At 69.5% G+C, this 14502-nt stretch carries 17 protein-coding genes; 8 read left to right on the top strand and 9 right to left on the bottom strand.

Annotated elements, in window-relative coordinates; genetic code table 11:
* Positions 1 to 38 precede the first annotated feature (38 nt).
* Genes fliL through fliR form a run of 7 tightly spaced genes read left to right on the top strand, consistent with a single transcriptional unit; the run spans position 39 to position 4071 of the window.
* The gene (gene fliL, locus ACEN9J_RS06325; RefSeq protein ID WP_057607213.1) at positions 39 to 605 is read left to right on the top strand and encodes a flagellar basal body-associated protein FliL; all 567 of its coding nucleotides are present in this window, start codon (positions 39 to 41) and stop codon (positions 603 to 605) included.
* Positions 606 to 618: 13 nt separating this feature from the next.
* Positions 619 to 1608 (top strand): flagellar motor switch protein FliM, encoded by a 990-nt coding sequence (gene fliM / locus ACEN9J_RS06320; RefSeq protein WP_057591758.1) that lies wholly within the window; start codon positions 619 to 621, stop codon positions 1606 to 1608.
* The gene (gene fliN, locus ACEN9J_RS06315) at positions 1598 to 1963 is read left to right on the top strand and encodes a flagellar motor switch protein FliN (RefSeq protein ID WP_057591757.1); all 366 of its coding nucleotides are present in this window, start codon (positions 1598 to 1600) and stop codon (positions 1961 to 1963) included. Before fliM ends, fliN begins: the two co-directional genes overlap by 11 nt.
* A 25-nt stretch (positions 1964 to 1988) precedes the next feature.
* A complete protein-coding gene (locus ACEN9J_RS06310) occupies positions 1989 to 2285 on the top strand; it encodes a FliO/MopB family protein (RefSeq protein ID WP_093341687.1) in 297 nt (98 codons plus the stop codon).
* On the top strand, positions 2266 to 3015 hold the full coding sequence (fliP, locus tag ACEN9J_RS06305) for a flagellar type III secretion system pore protein FliP (RefSeq protein ID WP_057591755.1): 750 nt from the start codon (positions 2266 to 2268) through the stop codon (positions 3013 to 3015). The genes ACEN9J_RS06310 and fliP overlap by 20 nt, the downstream gene beginning before the upstream one ends.
* Positions 3012 to 3281 (top strand): flagellar biosynthesis protein FliQ, encoded by a 270-nt coding sequence (gene fliQ / locus ACEN9J_RS06300; protein ID WP_057591754.1) that lies wholly within the window; start codon positions 3012 to 3014, stop codon positions 3279 to 3281. Before fliP ends, fliQ begins: the two co-directional genes overlap by 4 nt.
* 19 nt (positions 3282 to 3300) lie before the next feature.
* Positions 3301 to 4071, top strand: coding sequence for a flagellar biosynthetic protein FliR (gene fliR / locus ACEN9J_RS06295; protein WP_057591753.1), 771 nt, complete (start codon positions 3301 to 3303; stop codon positions 4069 to 4071).
* Between the two features lies 1 nt (position 4072).
* Here the strand turns inward: fliR and ACEN9J_RS06290 are convergent, their stop codons facing one another.
* Together ACEN9J_RS06290 and ACEN9J_RS06285 are read right to left on the bottom strand one after the other, a co-directional pair.
* A complete protein-coding gene (locus ACEN9J_RS06290) occupies positions 4073 to 4600 on the bottom strand; it encodes a nucleoside 2-deoxyribosyltransferase (RefSeq protein WP_261205863.1) in 528 nt (175 codons plus the stop codon).
* A 264-nt stretch (positions 4601 to 4864) separates the two neighbouring features.
* Positions 4865 to 5668, bottom strand: a complete 804-nt coding sequence (locus ACEN9J_RS06285; protein WP_413763616.1) for a helix-turn-helix domain-containing protein — start codon at positions 5666 to 5668, stop codon at positions 4865 to 4867.
* 66 nt (positions 5669 to 5734) lie between these two features.
* On the opposite strand from ACEN9J_RS06285, the gene ACEN9J_RS06280 reads away from it, so the two are divergent.
* Positions 5735 to 6136: a helix-turn-helix domain-containing protein gene (locus ACEN9J_RS06280; protein ID WP_413763615.1), complete on the top strand. Its 402-nt coding sequence runs from the start codon at positions 5735 to 5737 to the stop codon at positions 6134 to 6136.
* A gap of 188 nt (positions 6137 to 6324) precedes the next feature.
* On the opposite strand, the gene ACEN9J_RS06275 is transcribed toward ACEN9J_RS06280, so the two are convergent.
* The 7 genes from ACEN9J_RS06275 to dapC all read right to left on the bottom strand — a co-directional run bounded on the left by ACEN9J_RS06275 (position 6325) and on the right by dapC (position 14497).
* Positions 6325 to 6828: a hypothetical protein gene (locus ACEN9J_RS06275; RefSeq protein WP_057591751.1), complete on the bottom strand. Its 504-nt coding sequence runs from the start codon at positions 6826 to 6828 to the stop codon at positions 6325 to 6327.
* Positions 6829 to 6934: 106 nt separating this feature from the next.
* Complete coding sequence (locus tag ACEN9J_RS06270) at positions 6935 to 8914, bottom strand: ABC-F family ATP-binding cassette domain-containing protein (protein WP_057591750.1); 1980 nt, start codon at positions 8912 to 8914, stop codon at positions 6935 to 6937.
* 160 nt (positions 8915 to 9074) lie between these two features.
* Positions 9075 to 9947: a 50S ribosomal protein L3 N(5)-glutamine methyltransferase gene (prmB, locus tag ACEN9J_RS06265; RefSeq protein ID WP_413763614.1), complete on the bottom strand. Its 873-nt coding sequence runs from the start codon at positions 9945 to 9947 to the stop codon at positions 9075 to 9077.
* Complete coding sequence (dapE, locus tag ACEN9J_RS06260) at positions 9944 to 11122, bottom strand: succinyl-diaminopimelate desuccinylase (protein WP_413763613.1); 1179 nt, start codon at positions 11120 to 11122, stop codon at positions 9944 to 9946. Before dapE ends, prmB begins: the two co-directional genes overlap by 4 nt.
* 14 nt (positions 11123 to 11136) lie before the next feature.
* A complete protein-coding gene (locus ACEN9J_RS06255) occupies positions 11137 to 12285 on the bottom strand; it encodes a PilT/PilU family type 4a pilus ATPase (protein ID WP_413763612.1) in 1149 nt (382 codons plus the stop codon).
* 101 nt (positions 12286 to 12386) lie between these two features.
* Entirely contained in the window at positions 12387 to 13220 is an 834-nt protein-coding gene (gene dapD / locus ACEN9J_RS06250) for a 2,3,4,5-tetrahydropyridine-2,6-dicarboxylate N-succinyltransferase (RefSeq protein ID WP_057591746.1), read from the bottom strand.
* Between the two features lie 50 nt (positions 13221 to 13270).
* Positions 13271 to 14497 carry a succinyldiaminopimelate transaminase gene (gene dapC, locus ACEN9J_RS06245; RefSeq protein WP_261205857.1) on the bottom strand — a complete coding sequence of 409 codons (1227 nt, stop codon included), beginning with the start codon at positions 14495 to 14497 and terminating at the stop codon, positions 13271 to 13273.
* Between the last annotated feature and the right edge of the window lie 5 nt (positions 14498 to 14502).

Genomic DNA, 14502 nt, shown 5'->3' with positions numbered 1-14502 from the left:
GGCGATGGCCGCCGTCCGTGCCCCCAAGGAAATCCACCGTGTCCGCCAAAGCCGCCGACCCCGCCATGGCCAATGCCGCGCCGCCGCCCAAGGGCAGGATGAAGCTCATGCTCGGCATCGTCGTCGCCGTGCTGCTGGCCGGCGGCGCCGCCGCGGGCGGCACCTGGTTCTTCCTCAACAAGAACGGCGCCGCGGCGCCGGCCGCCGCCGCCGATGCGGAACCCGAGCCCGAGGCCAAGCATGCCGATGCCACCTACCTGGCGCTCGAGAACCTGATCGTGAACCTGGCCGACCCGGGCGGCGAGCGCGTGGCGCAGATCGGCATGACGCTCGACGTGAAGGACGAGAAGACCGCCGCGCGCCTGAAGACGCTGATGCCCGTGGTGCGCAGCAAGATGCTGATGCTGGTGTCGCAGCGCACCTCCGAGGAACTGCTCAAGCGCGACGGCAAGGAGAAGCTGGCCGAGGACGTGATGCTCGAGGTGACGCGCGTGCTCAACCCCGAGTCGGCACGCGGCGACGACGACGAGGCGCCGCGCCGCAGGAAGCCGCGCGCGAACGGCCCGGTGCGCGGCGTGCTGTTCTCCAGCTTCATCGTGCAGTGAGCCCGACGCGCCCATGAGCAGCAGCGAACAGGACACCGAGGCCGCGCCCGAGGCGGCGGCCTCCACCGACAGCGCCGAGCGCATGGCCGACGCGGCCGCGCGCGACTACGACATCACGGCCGGCGAGGAGCGGCTGGTGCGCCGTCCCATGCCCACGCTCGACGTGGTGCACGACCGCTTCGCGCGCAACCTGCGCCAGGGCCTGTTCCAGCTCGTGAGCCGCAGCGCCGACATCGCCATCGAGCCGGTGCAGCTGCTGCGCTTCTCCGATTTCCTCGGTGCCTTGCCGCTGCCGTCCAACTTCAACATCGTGGCGATGCCGCCGCTGCGCGGCCGCGCGCTGGTGGTCTGCGAGTCCACGCTGATCTCGGCGCTGGTCGATGCGCTGTACGGCGGCTCGGGCACGGTGCATGCGCCGATCGAGGGCCGCGACTTCTCGCCGACCGAGCAACGCGTGATCCAGCGCGCGCTCGGCGCGATCTGCCAGGCCTACAACACCGCCTGGCAGGACGTGTATCCGCTCAAGCTGGTGCCCGACCGCTCCGAGACGCACGTGCAGTTCGTCGACGTGGCCGCGCCCGGCGACACGGTGCTGGTCAACCTGATCAAGGTCAGCGTGGCGGGCGTCACGGGCCACATCCACGTCTGCCTGCCTTACGCCTCGCTGGAGCCGATCCGCTCGGTGCTCTACGGCGCGCAGCAGGCGCGCGAGATGGCCGAGGACCGGCGCTGGGTGACCATGCTCACGCGCGAGATCCAGGCCGCCGAGGTCACGCTGGTGGCCGAGCTGGCCCATCCCGAGGTCACGGTGGCGCAGCTCATGAGCATGAAGCCCGGCGACTTCATCCAGTTCGACCGCCTGCCGCAGCTGGTGGCCTCGGTCGAGGGCGCTCCCGTCTTCATCTGCCACTACGGCACCCACAACGCGCGCTACGCCTTGCGCATCGACGAATGCCTGCGCGGCGACGACCCGCACTGGCTTGGAGGTTCACATGTCCACTGATCAAGCCACCCCCGACAACGCCGCCGGCGGCTGGGCCGAGGCGCTCGAGGAAGTGCCCGCGGGCGCCGCCGCTGCGGGCGCGGCGCCGCTGCAGGACATCCAGCGCGTGCTCGACATCCCGGTGCAGCTCTCGGTGGAGCTGGGCCGCAAGAAGGTGCCGATCAAGCAGATCCTGCAACTCGGCCAGGGCTCGATCGTGGAGCTCGACACGCTCGCGAGCGAGCCGATGGACGTGCTGGTCAACGGCTACCTCGTCGCCCAGGGCGAGGTGGTGGTGGTCAACAACAAGTTCGGCATCCGGCTGACCGACGTGGTCGCGCCGGCCGAGCGGCTGCGCCGGCTCAACCGGGTCTGAGGCGGCTTTTCCTCCGTTTGCCTTCATGACGCAGAGCCTGCTCACCATCGTCGTCTTCATCGGCCTGATCTGCGCCGTGCCCTTCGTGCTGCGCCGCCTGCAGCAGCGCCGCGGGCTCGGTCCGGCCGGCGCGGGCGGTTCCGCCTCGCGCCTGCTGTCGGCGGTGGCGGTCGGGCCGCAGCAGCGCGTGGTGACGGTCGAGGTCGGCCCCGAGGGCGCGCGGACCTGGCTGGTGCTTGGCGTGACCGGCCAGTCGATCACCTGCCTGCACACGCTGCCGGCCGCGTCTTCCGAGGTGCCGCATGCGCAACTGCCGCGCTAAGGCCTTCGCGGCCGTCGCGCTGCTCGCGCCCGCGTTCGCCTTCGCGCAGGAGGCCGGCGGCCAGCTGCCGCTGCTGGTGGGCTCGGGCAGCGGCGGCACCAGCTTCTCGGTGCCGGTGCAGACCTTGCTGTTCTTCACCGCGCTGTCGTTCCTGCCGGCCATCGTGCTGATGATGACCGGCTTCACGCGCATCGTGATCGTGCTGTCGCTGCTGCGCCAGGCGCTGGGCACGCAATCGGCGCCGCCCAACCAGGTGATCATCGGCCTGTCGCTGTTCCTCACGGTGTTCGTGATGGGCCCCACGCTGGACCGCGTCTACGACGAGGCCTACAAGCCCTACAGCACCAATGCCATCGGCTTCGAGGAGGCGCTCAAGCGCGCCGAGACGCCGATGCGCCAGTTCATGCTCAAGCAGACGCGCCAGAGCGACTTCGCGCTGTTCGCGCGGCTGGCCAAGCTGCCGGCCGACGTGAAGGCCGAGACCGCGCCGATGCGCGTGCTGATCCCGGCCTTCGCCACCAGCGAGCTCAAGTCGGCGTTTCAGATCGGCTTCATGATCTTCATCCCGTTCCTGGTGATCGACATCGTGGTCTCGAGCGTGCTGATGTCGCTCGGCATGATGATGCTGTCGCCGGTGCTGGTCGCGCTACCGTTCAAGCTCATGCTGTTCGTGCTCGCGGACGGCTGGAACCTCCTGATCGGCTCGCTCGCCGCGAGCTTCGCCACATGAACGCGCAGATGGTCCTGACCATGGGGCAGGAGGCGCTGGTCATGCTCCTGACCGTGTCGCTGCCCGTGCTGCTGGTGGTGCTGGTCGTGGGCCTGGTCGTGAGCATCTTCCAGGCCATCACGCAGATCAACGAGGCCACGCTGGCCTTCGTGCCCAAGCTGGTGGCGGCCGTGGCGGTGTTCGCGCTGGCCGGGCCGTGGATGCTCGCCACGCTGGTCGACTACATCCGCCGCGTGATCGAGTCGATTCCGCAGATGGTGCTGTAACGCGCCTTCTTCTTTTTCCGTGCTGACCTTCACCGAAGCCCAGCTCATGGCCTGGGTCACGCCTGTGCTGTGGCCCTTCCTGCGCGTGCTGGGCGTGTTCACCACCGCACCGGTCTTCTCCTCGCGCGCCTTTCCGGTGCGCGCGCGCATCGGGCTGGCCTTCATGGTCGCGCTGTGCGCGCAGGCCACGCTGGACACGCCGCCGATGATCGGCCTCAACGACGCCGCGATGCTCGGCACGCTGGTGCAGCAGGTGGGCATCGGCATGGCGATCGGCTTCTCGGTGCGCATGGTGTTCGCGGCGGTCGAGTTCGCGGGCGAGCTGGTCGGGCTGCAGATGGGGCTGAACTTCGCCTCCTTCTTCGACCCCGTGAGCAGCGGCCAGACCAGCGCCGTGTCGCGCTTCTTCGGCAACATCGCGGTGCTGTTCTTCGTGGTGATCAACGGCCACCTCACGGTGCTGATGGCGGTGATCCGCAGCTTCGAGGCCTTCCCGGTCGGCGGCAGCCTGCTGCAGGCGCTGGCGCGCACGCGCATGCACGAGCTGGGCACCGACCTGTTCGCGAGCGCGATGTGGATCGCGCTGCCGATGATCGGGCTCCTGCTGTTCGTCAACTTCACGCTGGGCATCGTCTCGCGCGTGGCGCCGCAGATGAACATCTACGCCATCGGCTTCCCGGTCACGCTGACCGCGGGCCTGGCCGGCATCGCGCTGGTGCTGCCGATGATGGAGCAGCCGCTGCTCGCGCTGATGGAGCGCATGATCACGACCGCCGCGGGCGGGCGCTGAGTCAGCCCAGCCGCTCGCGCAGCAGCTCGAGCGCTTCCTCGGCCGTGCGCGCGATGCGGATCGAGCAGGCCAGCATCAGGTTGAGCGGCAGCTCGAAGCCCTCGACCGCCATGCCGTTCGCGTCGCGCAGCGTGCCGTTCGCATCGCGCCGCGTGGGCAGCGCGGCTTCGACGCGTGCCGCGTAGCTGCCCTCGGGAATGCCGTAGCCCACCACCGGCAGGCCCAGCGCGATCGCCACGCCGACCTCGAACACCGTGCCCGAATCGGGCTCGGTGCCGCGGAACGGCGACAGGTCCGCGATCACGCCCGAGGCGCGTCGCAAGAGCGCCATGTTGGTGTCGTAGATCGCCTGCGCCACCTCGGCCGGCGGCGTGGCCGGGCCGCTCGCGTCCTCGGCCGGCGGCAGCGCCTCGAAGCCGCGCGCCGCGCAGGCCTCGACCAGGCGCTGCAGGCGTTCGGTGGCATCGGCGCGGAAGACATCGGGGCCGGCGAGGTAGACGCGCCGCACGCGGTCGGAAGCTGCGTTCATGCACCGAGTATGCGGCGACGCGGCGCGCATGCGCGTAGGGCGATGCGCCCTGGCATTTCGCATCGGGTCGCGCCACAAAAAAAACAGCCCGCACGAGGCGGGCTGGAAGGTGACCTGCGGAGGAGGGAGGATCAGAGGTACAGGTCACAGGGAGAGCCCTTAATGTGCGCTCCGAACCTGCATGCAACCTGACCGTACGCGCCGTTTGGCCCTTTGAGGCGCGCGCTCATTCTGGGCTCATTCTTCGTGGCGACGGCGCCCGGTTCAGTCCTCGTCTTCCCATTTGCCGATGACCGTGCCCAGCACGGTGAAGGCGAGCCGGATCGGCTCGTGCGCGGGATTGAGCGGCTGCAGCCAGCGCCGGCCGTCCTCCTGCTTGAAGGCCTTGAAGGTGACCTCGCCGCTGGCGTCGAGCCTGGCGACGATGCGTTCGCCATCCATGGGCTGCACGCGCTGCGGGTCGACGAAGATGATCGCGTCGACCGGATAGCTCTTGAGGTGGCCGCTGGGCGCGGTCATGCTGTCGCCGCGCACGCGAACCGCATAGGCCAGCTCGCTGTGGCGGCTCACGCAGGGAATCCACATCTCGGCCGGCACCGGTTGCGGCGGCGGCGCGGGCGGCAGCTTGCCCTTGCGCAGCTCGCGCACGTTCAGTGGCAGCGGCGGCGGGGCCGGCGGTGGCGGTTCGGGGATGGTCGGGCCGGTCCAGGTGGCGGCCTGCTCCCAGGTGATCAACGGCACGGTGCCGGGCGTGCCGGGGCGGTAGAACGGGATCGGCGGCGGCACGCGCGTCACGCGGTAGGGGCCGTCGCGCGCGCCCGTGATGTCGCTCGAGCGCGGCAGCGCGGCTTCCTCCCAGGGGGCGCGGCCCTCGCCGGTGACCAGCCAGATCGGATCGCAGCGGTAGGCGCGCGCGAGCTGCACCAGACCCGAGGGCCGCACCGTTTCTCCACGCTCGATCTTCGAGATGTCGGATTGCCGCACGCCTGAGTGCTCCTCGGCCTGCCGCTGTGTCAGTTTGGCGAATTTGCGAGCCGCCAGCGCCCGTGCCGCGAGGGGATCTTCCATGGGCGCGAATTTAAGCGTGAGGGAATATTCACTCTCAACTCTAGAATGGGCGAAAGGGAGTCAGCCATGAAGCCACAAGAGCTCGTACTGGCGCTTCGCGCCCTGGGACTTACGCAGAAGCAGATCCAGAAACGGACCGGCATTCCGCAACCCACCATCAGCAAGATCGGTCGCTACGGCGACCGCGACGTGATGCTGCGCACCTACGACGCGCTGCGCGCCGCCTACGAACAGCAGCTCAAGGAAGGGCCGGTGGCGCCGCGGGCGCCCAGGGGCCGACCTTCGACGCGCGCCGCGCCGGCCGAGCCCGTCGCACCGGGATCGGCACCCGCGGCTTCTGCTCCCGCACCGGCGTCCACGCCGGCCAGGGCCGGCGCCTCGTCCCGTCGCCGGCCCGCGTTGCCCCCGGTGGTGCTGCGCCCCTTTCCGCGCGGCCCGCTGCCTTGGCCCGCGATGCACCGCGACTGATCGATGCGCCGGGCAGGCCATGCCGTGCCAGGGCTTCGAGGGCAAGCTGCGCATCCTGTTGCTGCTGGTGTCGGCGGCGGTGATCTGTGCCGGCTGGCAGGCCGGCAACATGCTGGCCCTCGGTCTCGGCGGTTTCGGCCTGGCCCTCGGCGCGGCGCTGGCGCTGGCCGCGCCCGATCGCGAATCGCTCAGGCGGACGCGGGCGCTTCGGCGGGCGGCAGCGCGAGCACGGTGCGCACGCGCACGCAATCCTTGATGTGCTGTTCGCCCAGGGCACGCAGCGCGGCATAGCCGAGCGCGGCCGACACCACCTGGCCGGCGATCGGCACGTACTTGGTGGCCTGCTTGGCCGTGAGCCGCATGCCGGCATGGCGAGCGAGCTTGATCAGCAGCTCGCGCGTGACCAGCCGGCCGACCAGCAGCGCGCCGACGGTGGTGGCGGCCTTCTGCACGCGTTCGCGCTGGTGCGTGCCGAGGCGGTCGATCTGGGTCACCGAGAGCCCGAATTCGGCGCTGATCTGCGGCACCAGCCGCGAGAGCAGGGCGGCATCGGCCATCCAGTCCACGCCCGGCAGCGGCACCGCGCTGGCGGCCGCGGCCATCAGGGCCTTGCGGCCGAGCAGGCGCCGGCTGCGGTGGATGGCGGCGATCAGCTTCTCGTCGCCCTGGGCCAGTTCGATGGCGGATGGCATGCGATGCACCTCCCGGGTGGTCGTCGGATAAATGGGGATCTTCCGATAGATGGTCCGGCCGGGCGGTGGTTCAAGGCCTGCAAGCGTTACAGGCGTTTCAGGCCCGTCACGCGCTCAGGGCTTCCAGCTGATCCGACAGCGCGAGCCAGCGTTCCTCGAGCTGGCCGATCTCGTCGTTGAGCGCCTTGAGCCGCTTGCCGGCCTCGGCGATCTCGGCCGGCGGCAGCGGCTCGGCCAGCCGCGCCTCGAGCGCGGTGCGCTCGCTGCCGGCCGCGGCCATGCGCTCGTCGATCTTCGAGAGCTCGCGCTTCAGCGGCTTGGCCTGCTCGCTGCGCTGCTGGCGCTCCTGGGCGTCCTGCTTGCGTGACGCGGCCGGCGGCGCCACGGGGGCGGGCGCGGCCACCGGCGCGGCGGCGGCTGCGTTCGCCACCTTGGCCTCCTCGCGCAGCCGCTTGGCCTCGTCGAGCAGGTAGCGCTGGTAGTCGTCGAGGTCGCCGTCGAAATCGCCGACCACGCCGCGGCCCACGAGCCAGAACTCGTCGCAGACCGAGCGCAGTAGCGCGCGGTCGTGGCTCACGAGCATCAGCGTGCCCTCGAACTCGTTGAGCGCCACGGCCAGGGCCTCGCGCGTGGCGAGGTCCAGGTGGTTGGTGGGCTCGTCGAGCAGCAGCAGGTTGGGCCGCTGCCAGACCATCATCGCGAGCACCAGCCGCGCCTTCTCGCCGCCGCTCATGGTGCCCACGGGCTGCTTCACCATGTCGCCGCTGAAGTTGAAGCTGCCGAGGTAGCCGCGCAGCGCCTGTTCGCCGGTGGCTTCCTTCACGCTGCTGCCGAGTTCGCGCGCCATGCGCACCATGTGCTCGAGCGGGTTGCTCTCGGGGTGCAGCACGTCGAGTTCCTGCTGCGCGAAGTAGCCGATGTTCAGGCCCTTGCCCTCGGTGACCTGGCCGGCCAGCGCGCCCATCTCGCGCGCGATGGTCTTCACCAGCGTCGACTTGCCCTGGCCGTTGGCGCCCAGGATGCCGATGCGCTGGCCCGCGAGCACCGAGCGGTTGACGCCGCGCAGGATGGTCTTGGGCTCCTCGTTCTCGATCTCGTAGCCGAAGCTCGCGTTGCTGATCGACAGCATCGGGTTCGGGATGTTGCCCGGCTCCTTGAACTCGAAGCTGAAGTCGGCCTCGGCCAGCAGCGGCGCCACGCGCTCCATGCGCTCGAGCGCCTTCACGCGGCTCTGGGCCTGCTTGGCCTTGCTGGCCTTGGCCTTGAAGCGGTCGATGAACTTCTGCAGGTGGGCGATCTTGTCCTGCTGCTTGACGAAGGCCTGCTGCTGCTGCTCCATCTGCAGTGCGCGCATGTCCTCGAACTTGCTGTAGTTGCCGCCGTAGCGCGTGAGCTGGGCGTTGGCGATGTGCAGGGTCACGTCGGTCACGGCGTCGAGGAACTCGCGGTCGTGGCTGATGACGATCATGGTGCCCGCGTAGCGCTGCAGCCAGGCTTCGAGCCAGACCAGGGCGTCGAGGTCCAGGTGGTTGGTGGGTTCGTCGAGCAGCAGCAGGTCGCTCGGGCACATGAGGGCGCGCGCGAGCTGCAGCCGCATGCGCCAGCCGCCCGAGAAGCTGTTGACCGGCGCGTCGAGCTCGTGCGCCTTGAAGCCCAGGCCCAGGATCAGCGCCTGCGCGCGCGGCACGGCGTCGTGCTCGCCGGCATCGGCCAGGTCGGTGTAGGCATGCGCGAGCGCCATGCCCGCGTCGGCATCGTCGGGATCGGTCGCGTGCGCGGCCTCGGCCAGCGCGAGCGCCTCGCGCAGCTCGACCAGGCGGGTGTCGCCGCCCACCACGAAGTCGGTGGCCGACTCCTCGGTCTCGGGCATGTTCTGCGCGACCTGCGCCATGCGCCACTGCTTGGGCACGGAGAAATCGCCGCCATCCTCGTGCAGGGTGCCGTTGAGCAGCGCGAACAGCGTGGACTTGCCCGCGCCGTTGCGGCCCACCAGGCCGACTTTCTCGCCGGGGTTGAGGGTGACGGTGGCGCCGTCGAGCAGGACCTTGGCGCTGCGGCGAAGAATGACGTTCTTGAGAGTGATCATGAAATGGAGCCCAACCCCGGATTATCCGAGTTGGGCCGAAAGGGGGGCGGAATACGGGTACCGGACGCAGAGGACGCGAAGATTTCGCGAAGGACGCAAAAAAGAGATCTCCTGGTTTCTTTCGCGTCCTTCGCGAAATCTTCGCGTTCTTCGCGTCCGGTCAGCCCGCTTTCAACAGCGCATCTCGCGTGACCAGCAGCACCTGGTCGTCGCCGGCCGAGGTTTCGAGCCATACCACCTCGAGCTGCGGAAACGCCGCCTCGAAGTGCTCGCGCTCGTTGCCGATCTCCAGCACCAGCACCGCGTGCTCGCTCATGCGCGCGGGCGCGTCGGCGAACAGCCGGCGCACGAAATCCATGCCGTCGGCGCCGCCGGCCAGCGCCAGCTCGGGCTCGGCGCGGTATTCGGCGGGCAGGGCGGCCATGCTGTCGCTGTTGACGTAGGGCGGGTTGCACAGCACCAGGTCGTAGGGGCCGGGCGTGGCCGCGAGGCCGTCGGATTCGATCAGCGTCACGCGCGCATCGAGCGCGTGGCGCGTGACGTTGATCGCCGCCACCTCGAGCGCCGCCACCGACAGGTCGGCCGCGTCCACCCTCACCTCGGGATAGGTCAGCGCCGCGAGCACCGCGAGGCTGCCGTTGCCGGTGCACAGGTCGAGCACGCGCTGCGTGTGCTCGCCGAGCCAGTAGTCGATGGAGCCGTCGGCGATCAGCTCGGCGATGAAGCTGCGCGGCACGATGGCGCGCTCGTCGACGTAGAAGGACACGCCCTGCAGCCAGGCTTCCTTGGTGAGGTAGGCGGCGGGCTTGCGGCTCGCGATGCGCTCGGCGATCAGCGCCTCGACCTTGGCCGCGTCGGCCGGCGCCACCGGCGTGTCGGCCACGGCGTCGAGTTCGTCGAGCGGCAGCTTGAGGCGCCACAGCACCAGCCAGGCCGCTTCGTCGAAGGCGTTGGCGGTGCCATGGCCGAAGGCCACGCCGGCTTTTTCCAGTTGCTCGGCGCCCGCTTCGATCAGCGCGATGACGGTCTTCATGCCGCGAGGGCAGCGTCGAGCTGCTTCAGGGTGCGCAGGTAGATGTTCTTCAGCGTCTCGATCTCGGCCACGTCGATGTGCTCGTCGATCTTGTGGATGCTGGCATTCACCGGGCCGAGCTCGACCACCTGCGGGCAGACCTTGGCGATGAAGCGCGCGTCGCTGGTGCCGCCGCTGGTCGACAGCTCGGTCTCGATGCCGGTCTCGTCGCGGATCGCGCCCTGCACGGCCGCGACCAGTTCGCCCGGCGTGGTCAGGAAGGGCAGGCCGCCGACGGTCCAGGCCAGCGTGCAGTCGACGCCATGCGCATCGAGCACAGCCCGCACGCGCTGCTGCAGCGACTCAGGAGTGGACTCGGTCGAGAAGCGGAAATTGAAGTCGATCACCGCGCTGCCCGGGATCACGTTGCTCGCGCCGGTGCCCGCGTGGAAGTTGCTGATCTGCCAGCTCGTGGGCTGGAACCAGGCATTGCCGGCGTCCCAGCCGCCGGCCTCGTTGATCGCGACCAGCTCGGCCAGCGCGGGCGCCACCGCATGCACCGGGTTCTTCGCGAGGTGCGGATAGGCGATGTGGCCCTGCACGCCCTTGACCGTGAGCTTGCCGCTCATGGTGCCGCGGCGGCCGTTCTTGATCATGTCGCCGCAGCGCTGGACGGCCGTGGGCTCGCCGACGATGCAGTAGTCGAGCCTCTCGCCGCGCGCGGCCAACGCGTTGCACACGACCACGGTGCCGTCGACGCCCGGGCCTTCCTCGTCGCTGGTGAGCAGCAGCGCCAGCGTCAGGCGCGGATCGGGCACGGCCTGCAGGAATTCCTCGATCGAGACCACGAAGGCGGCCACCGAGGTCTTCATGTCGCAGGCGCCGCGGCCGTAGAGCTTGCCGTCGCGATGGGTGGGCGTGAACGGGTGGCTGGTCCACTGCTCGACGGGGCCGGTGGGCACCACGTCGGTGTGGCCCGCGAACACCAGCGTTTTCGTGGCGGCCGAGGCGTCGGCCGGGCGGCGCACCGCCCACAGGTTGGTGACCCGGAAGTCCGCCGGGCCGCTCTCGATGGTTTCGAGCACGAAGCCCAGCCGCGCGAGCCGCTCGCCCAGGATCTGTTGGCAGCCCGCGTCGTCGGGGGTGACGGAAGGGCGCGAGATCAGTTGTTCGGCGAGCTGGAGCGTGCGGGACATCGGGTGGGCGGTTCTCAGAATTTCACGTCGAGCGTGATGTCGGTGAAGGTCGGTTCGTCGAGCTGGTCGGTCAGGTGCCGCTCGTCGACCTGGGACTTGGGCGCCTGGCGGTTCTGCAGGCGCCACATGAGGTTGGTGGGCGAATCGGCATGCGCCAGCCCTTCCTCGCGGGTGATGCGTTCCTCGATCACGAGGCGCGCGATGTCTTCCTCGAAGGTCTGCGAGCCTTCGGCCATGGATTTCTCCATCGCTTCCTTGACGCCCGAGAAGTCGCCCTTCTCGATCAGCTCGGCCACCAGCGCGGTGTTGAGCATGACCTCGAGCGCGGGCACGCGCGCGCCCTGGGGCGTGCGCAGCAGCCGCTGCGAGACGATGGCGCGCAGCGCCGAGCCCAGGTCGCCCAGCAGCGTGGGGCGCACCTCGACCGGGAAGAAGCTCAGCACGCGGTTGAGCGCGCGGTAGCTGTTGTTGGCATGCAGCGTGGCCACGCACAGGTGGCCCGACTGCGCATAGGCGATGGCCGCGGTCATGGTCTCGCGGTCGCGGATCTCGCCGATCTGGATCACGTCGGGCGCCTGGCGCAGCGCGTTCTTCAGCGCCGTCTGCAGCGACTGCGTGTCGCTGCCCACCTCGCGCTGGTTCACCAGCGAGCGCTTGTTGGTGTAGGTGAACTCGATCGGCTCCTCGACCGTGAGGATGTGGCCGCTGGCGTGCTCGTTGCGGTAGTCGAGCATCGAGGCCAGCGTGGTGGTCTTGCCGGCGCCGGTGGCGCCCACCATCAGGATCAGCCCGCGCTTCTCCATGATGAGCGTCTTGAGGATGTCGGGCAGGTTGAGCTCGTCGAAGCCAGGGATGACCGAGGCGATGTGCCGCACCACCACCGCATAGGTGCCGCGCTGGCGCATCGCGCTGATGCGGAAGTTGCCCGCGCCCTCGATCGCCACCGCCATGTTGAGCTCGCCGTTGGCCTCGAGCTCCTGGATGCGCGCGGGCGGTACCACCTCGGCCAGCAGCGCGAGCGGCGCGGCCGGCGGCAGCACCTGCGCATTGACCGGCACGCACACGCCGTTGATGCGGATCTGCACCGGGGAGTGCGCCGACAGGTAGATGTCGGAGGCCTTGCGCTCGGCCATCAGCCGAAGAATTCGCTCCATCATGTTCATCGTCGCTCTCCTTCTCCTCGGTCGTTCGGCGGTGCCGTCGTGGCGCTCTGGTGGAACGGAAAAAAAGCGGCCCCCTCGGGCCGCCCGGATCGATCTTTCGATCAGTCGCGCAGCAGGTCGTTGAGGCTGGTCTTCGAACGCGTCTGCGCGTCGACCGTCTTCACGATGATCGCGGCATAGGTGCTGTAGTCCTGGCCCGACTTGGTCTTCTTGGGCAGGTTGCCGCTGATCACCACGCTGCCGCTGGGCACGCGGCCGTACGAGATTTCGCCGGTATCGCGGTTGAAGATCGGCGTGCTCTGGCCGATGTACACGCCCATGCCGAGCACCGAGTTCTCTTCCACGATCACGCCTTCGACCACTTCGGAGCGCGCGCCGATGAAGCAGTTGTCCTCGATGATGGTCGGGTTGGCCTGCAGGGGTTCGAGCACGCCGCCCAGGCCCACGCCGCCCGACAGGTGCACGTTGGCGCCGACCTGCGCGCACGAGCCCACGGTGGCCCAGGTGTCGACCATGGTGCCTTCGCCCACGTAGGCGCCGATGTTCACGTACGAGGGCATCAGGATCGCGCCCTTGGCGATGAAGCTGCCGCGGCGGGCCACGGCCGGCGGCACGATGCGCACGCCCGAGTCCTTGAGTTCGCTGGCCGACAGGTGCGAGAACTTGGTCGGCACCTTGTCGTAGAAGCCGAGCGAGCCGGCCTGGATCTGCTCGTTGTCCTTGAGGCGGAACGACAGCAGCACGGCCTTCTTGATCCACTGGTGCACCGTCCACTGGCCCACGCCCTCGCGCGTGGCCACGCGCAGCTTGCCGTTGTTGAGTTCGACGATCACGTGCTCGACGGCATCGCGCACTTCGGCCGAGGAGGCGCTGGCGGAGATGTTGGCGCGGTCTTCCCACGCGGCGTCGATGATTTGTTGCAGTTGCTGGGTCATGAGGACTCTCGGATGAAGAAGCGAAAAATGGGGGGCGGGGAGAGGCAGGATCAGCGACCGCCCTGCACGAAGCGCACGATGCGCTCGGCCGCCTCGACGCACTCGGCGGTCTCGGCCACCAGTGCCATGCGGATGCGGCCCTTGCCCGGGTTGACGGGGGCGCCGCCCTGCGGGCCGTGCGTGTCGCGTGCCAGATAGCTCCCCGGCAAAACCGTGACATTGTATTGAGCGTGAAGGGCGCGGGCGAAGCCTTCGTCGTCGCCGGCCCACACTTCGGGCACGCCGGCCCAGAGGTAGAAGCTGGCGTCGGGCAGGCGCACGTCGAGCACCGGCTCGAGCAGCGGCGTGACGGCCGCGAATTTGGCGCGGTACATCTCGCGGTTGCGCACCACGTGTTCCTCGTCGCCCCAGGCGGCGATGCTGGCCGCGGCCACGACGCCGCTCATGGCGCTGCCGTGGTAGGTGCGGTAGAGCAGGAATTTCTTGAGTATCTCGGCGTCGCCCGCGACGAAGCCGCTGCGCAGGCCCGGCACGTTGCTGCGCTTGGACAGCGAGGTCAGCGCGACCAGGTTCTTGAAGTCGCCGCGGCCGAGCCTGGCCGCCGCCTCCAGCCCGCCGAGCGGCGGCTCGTCGCGGAAGTAGATCTCGCTGTAGCACTCGTCGGCGGCGATCACGAAACCGTGGCGCTCCGAGAGCTCGAACAGCTTGCGCCATTCGTCCAGCGGCATCACGGCGCCCGTGGGGTTGCCGGGCGAGCAGACGAAGACCAGCTGGGTGCGCTGCCAGATCGCCTCGGGCACGCTGTCCCAGTCGACCGCGAAGTTGCGCGCGGGCACGCTGGGCGCGTAGTAGGGCTCGGCGCCCGAGAGGAAGGCCGCGCCCTCGTAGATCTGGTAGAACGGGTTGGGCGAGATCACCACCGGCGGATGGGCCGTGTCGCTGGGGTCGATCACGGTCTGGGCCAGCGAGAACAGCGCCTCGCGCGAGCCGTTGACTGGCAGCACCTGGGTGGCCGGGTCGAGCGCCAGGCCATAGCGGGTGCGCAGCCAGTCGGTGAACGAGGTGCGCAGCTTCAGGTCGCCGGCGGTGGCGGGGTAGGCGGCCAGCGCGCCGAGGCCGGCGCTCAGGGCTTCCTTGATGAATTCGGGGGTCGCGTGCTTGGGTTCGCCGATGCCGAGGCTGATGGGCTTCAGGTCGGGGTTCGGCGTGACGCCGGCGAACAGCTGCTTCAGCCGTTCGAAGGGGTAGGGCTGGAGCCTGGAAAGCAGGGGATTCATGGGGC

Source organism: Variovorax sp. Varisp41 (assembly GCF_047325085.1).
Classification (GTDB): Bacteria; Pseudomonadota; Gammaproteobacteria; order Burkholderiales; family Burkholderiaceae_C; genus Variovorax.
Note: the sequence above shows the minus strand (reverse complement) of the source record. Positions and strands in the feature narration are given on the sequence as shown.

Bases quoted from the DNA above. Each gene is read 5' to 3' on its own strand.
- fliM (WP_057591758.1), top strand. From the start codon at position 619: ATGAGCAGCAGCGAACAGGACACCGAGGCCGCGCCCGAGGCGGCGGCC.
- fliN (WP_057591757.1), top strand. From the start codon at position 1,598: ATGTCCACTGATCAAGCCACCCCCGACAACGCCGCCGGCGGCTGGGCC.
- ACEN9J_RS06310 (WP_093341687.1), top strand. From the start codon at position 1,989: ATGACGCAGAGCCTGCTCACCATCGTCGTCTTCATCGGCCTGATCTGC.
- fliP (WP_057591755.1), top strand. From the start codon at position 2,266: ATGCGCAACTGCCGCGCTAAGGCCTTCGCGGCCGTCGCGCTGCTCGCG.
- fliQ (WP_057591754.1), top strand. From the start codon at position 3,012: ATGAACGCGCAGATGGTCCTGACCATGGGGCAGGAGGCGCTGGTCATG.
- ACEN9J_RS06290 (WP_261205863.1), bottom strand. From the start codon at position 4,600: ATGAACGCAGCTTCCGACCGCGTGCGGCGCGTCTACCTCGCCGGCCCC.
- ACEN9J_RS06285 (WP_413763616.1), bottom strand. From the start codon at position 5,668: ATGGAAGATCCCCTCGCGGCACGGGCGCTGGCGGCTCGCAAATTCGCC.
- ACEN9J_RS06280 (WP_413763615.1), top strand. From the start codon at position 5,735: ATGAAGCCACAAGAGCTCGTACTGGCGCTTCGCGCCCTGGGACTTACG.
- ACEN9J_RS06275 (WP_057591751.1), bottom strand. From the start codon at position 6,828: ATGCCATCCGCCATCGAACTGGCCCAGGGCGACGAGAAGCTGATCGCC.
- ACEN9J_RS06270 (WP_057591750.1), bottom strand. From the start codon at position 8,914: ATGATCACTCTCAAGAACGTCATTCTTCGCCGCAGCGCCAAGGTCCTG.
- prmB (WP_413763614.1), bottom strand. From the start codon at position 9,947: ATGAAGACCGTCATCGCGCTGATCGAAGCGGGCGCCGAGCAACTGGAA.
- dapE (WP_413763613.1), bottom strand. From the start codon at position 11,122: ATGTCCCGCACGCTCCAGCTCGCCGAACAACTGATCTCGCGCCCTTCC.
- ACEN9J_RS06255 (WP_413763612.1), bottom strand. From the start codon at position 12,285: ATGAACATGATGGAGCGAATTCTTCGGCTGATGGCCGAGCGCAAGGCC.
- dapD (WP_057591746.1), bottom strand. From the start codon at position 13,220: ATGACCCAGCAACTGCAACAAATCATCGACGCCGCGTGGGAAGACCGC.
- dapC (WP_261205857.1), bottom strand. From the start codon at position 14,497: ATGAATCCCCTGCTTTCCAGGCTCCAGCCCTACCCCTTCGAACGGCTG.